Annotated in this window: 2 protein-coding genes and 1 pseudogene; all 3 read right to left on the reverse strand. The window is 64.7% G+C overall.

What is annotated here, in order from left to right:
• Positions 1–7 precede the first annotated feature (7 nt).
• Positions 8–706: an E2/UBC family protein gene (locus tag ACFPN9_RS25385; protein ID WP_377817818.1), complete on the reverse strand. Its 699-nt coding sequence runs from the start codon at positions 704–706 to the stop codon at positions 8–10.
• Positions 699–1745: a cyclic GMP-AMP synthase DncV-like nucleotidyltransferase gene (locus ACFPN9_RS25390; RefSeq protein WP_066716857.1), complete on the reverse strand. Its 1047-nt coding sequence runs from the start codon at positions 1743–1745 to the stop codon at positions 699–701. The genes ACFPN9_RS25385 and ACFPN9_RS25390 overlap by 8 nt, the downstream gene beginning before the upstream one ends.
• A gap of 3 nt (positions 1746–1748) precedes the next feature.
• Positions 1749–2555 (reverse strand): annotated as a pseudogene (locus ACFPN9_RS25395) (patatin-like phospholipase family protein); the annotation flags it as partial.
• Between the last annotated feature and the right edge of the window lie 96 nt (positions 2556–2651).

The following is a 2651-nucleotide window of genomic DNA, read 5'->3' on the forward strand; positions in this document are numbered from 1 at the left end:
CCCATCGTCAGCCTGCCAGCCGTGGCCGCCTGACCAGCCCGACCAAAGCCGGCACGCGGTGGCTCTGCGAAGCTACACCACCAGCAGGGACACGACCGACATCCTGGCCGAAACGCCGACGCACCCATTGGGCCAAGACCTCGGCAGTCTCGCCGACAACCTCCAGTCCCTCGCCTCTCCAGACCTGCACCAAACGCGATGGCGGCACCGGTTGAAGCAGACTGTAGAGTTTCTCACCCTTCGCGTGCGCCTTATAGGCCCAATAGGTCAAAAACTCCGCGCGAAAGTCCCGGTCGACGATCGCGCCTTCCAGCAGCTCCTCGATCAGACGGACCGAACGGTGCAACAGGTTCGCGGCCACGGCCGACGGATCATCGGGATCGCATTCCGCCATGTTGGGCAATAGGCAGAGAATTCCATCGCTCTCGACATGCGGCCAGGTCAGAAGCGCGGGGTGGTCGACGAGCGCCGTGCGAACCGGCACAGTCGGGAAGCCCGCCGTCGCTACGATGTCGATCCTGCGCGTCACGCCGTCTGAGAAGGCGACGCTGACCCGCCAAGCCGCAGCCCAACGGCGCGTCGGGTAGCAGCTGCTGATCGTGGCCTGATCGAGACGCGCGGGCGCCTGCCCCGTCAGCTCGCGCAACGTTGCTTCGAGCCGAAGCGCGGCCTGCCGCCAACGGAGCGTGCGAGGCTGCTCAGGCATGGCGGCCGCCACCGGCGCTGCTGACGGCCGCCGCCGCAGCTGCCGTCGCGCCCAACAGCGCCGCCGAGCCGATGATCGCCGGGGCTGCCACGGCAGCGCGCTTCTCCTCCTCGAGCCGCTCGCTGAAAAAGGTGGTCGCGAACATCTTGTCCCAACATTTCAGGGCGCGCTCGCGCGTGCAGTCGGTTTCGAACAGCGGCTGGAGCGTATCGATCGCCTCAGTGAGTTTGTCGCGAAAGCACCGCGCTCCGGCATCGTCGCTACCGCTGGTGATGTAGTCGCCGGGCGTGACCGGATGCACAACTTGCAGATCCCAGTTGAGCCGGTCGCGGATCGCCACCATGGTGTCATAGAGCGCCCGATCTTCCCGGTTATTGACCCGGAACCGCTCGGTCGTGAGCACCGTGATGCCGAAGCCGCTGAGGATGCCGCCGCGCCAGCTATAGCGACTGCGGGCGTACTTCTTCAGGTCGCGGTTGATCCGGCGGAGCTGGACGCCATCCGCTGACTTGGCCCTTTCATCCTCATACCAATCGGAGACGTCGCGAGCATCGGATCGTTTCCAGCCGCTGCTCGCCGCGAGCTCGTAGTGGACCTCATCGCCGAACGCCGTCGAGGTCACGACGCGACGATACACCGGCAAGTCGACGTGATAGCCCTTCTCGTAAATGACCCGAACGCAGTTGGAGCGGACCTCGGGCGCACGCTTGAACTTGCCGTCATCGACCGCATTCCGGACCATCTGGCGGGCTTGCAACGACGTCATCTCAGCGCCGCGTTCGCCGACCAGATCTTCCTTGCGGAAGTAGACGCCGTCATCGATGTCGTAGTCGTTGTCCGGGTCGCGGACCATGGTCTTCATGGCGTAGCTACCCTGCTTGATGAACTCGAGCGGCGCCGGCTTGTTGGCGTTGGCCAAGCCGTTGCGCAGCCGAGTACGGTTCGCGTCGCGCCGGTCGCGCATCGCATCCTGCTCGCTCTTGGGAAGAGTCACCTCCTGATCGTCATACGCACGAACGTCTTTGGCGCAGTCGTACATCACCTATCCTTTCTGGGTTTGTGTCAAAACGCGATCCCAGATCGCGCCGGTGAACGGCATTGCCGGCAGGTCGAGCAGCAGGCGCCGGATCATTCGGCCGTCCTCACTGTTCAAGTCGTCGCAGGCGCTCTTGGTGAGGTCGGCGTCGGTGTTGGCCTGACCGATCAAGCGATCCATCGCCTCGGGGCGCGTGTCGTCGAGCGCCAAGTACGGCATCATGCTGGCGGGGACCGGCTTGTTGGGGAACCGCACCCGCCGGATCGAGCGCCCGCAATTCGTCATCGCGTTGGCGAGCAGCCGCGCCATGTTGTCGAAGGCAAACTCCTGTGCCGCGATGCTGAGCGGCGCGACGTCGGCGCCAAGCGACCAGTCGAGCATTGACCGATGGGCGGTCTCGGCGTCGAGATGATCGCCTTCCGGACGCGGACAGGTTCCGAGCGAGAATATCTCAATCGGCTGCTCCGGCGCAGCGATCGTCAGCGCGTCGACGAGCCCGACCATGATCGGATTGTTCGCCCACAGACCCCCGTCGGCGAACACCTGCTTCGGGCCGCCCGGGGTATTCGGATCGTCGATCGCGGCGAGCGAGCGGTAGATCGGCGCCGCGCTGGACGCCAGGCACACATCCACGAGCGGATAGCGATCGTCACGCACGCCGCTCTTGGGCGTCTTCTTGAAAACCCAGGCGCGATGCTCGCTCATCAGCACGGTAGGGACGGACAGTGAAATGCCCCGCCCATCGAAAACATCAAGCATGGTGACGTCGCCAAGCACTGCCGTCAGGGCTTCGCGAAGCGCTTTGTCGCCCGGTCGTGTCCCATAGCGTGGTGTAGCTGACGGTGGTCACCGGCGATTGCCGGTTAGGTTTGGGTTGTGAACGCCAACCCTGAACCGAGAGATCCCCGA

The organism is Allobosea massiliensis, assembly GCF_042655245.1.
GTDB lineage: Bacteria > Pseudomonadota > Alphaproteobacteria > Rhizobiales > Beijerinckiaceae > Allobosea > Allobosea massiliensis.

Coding starts and splice junctions, on each gene's coding strand:
- ACFPN9_RS25385 (WP_377817818.1), bottom strand. CDS start 706: ATGCCTGAGCAGCCTCGCACGCTCCGTTGGCGGCAGGCCGCGCTTCGG.
- ACFPN9_RS25390 (WP_066716857.1), bottom strand. CDS start 1,745: ATGTACGACTGCGCCAAAGACGTTCGTGCGTATGACGATCAGGAGGTG.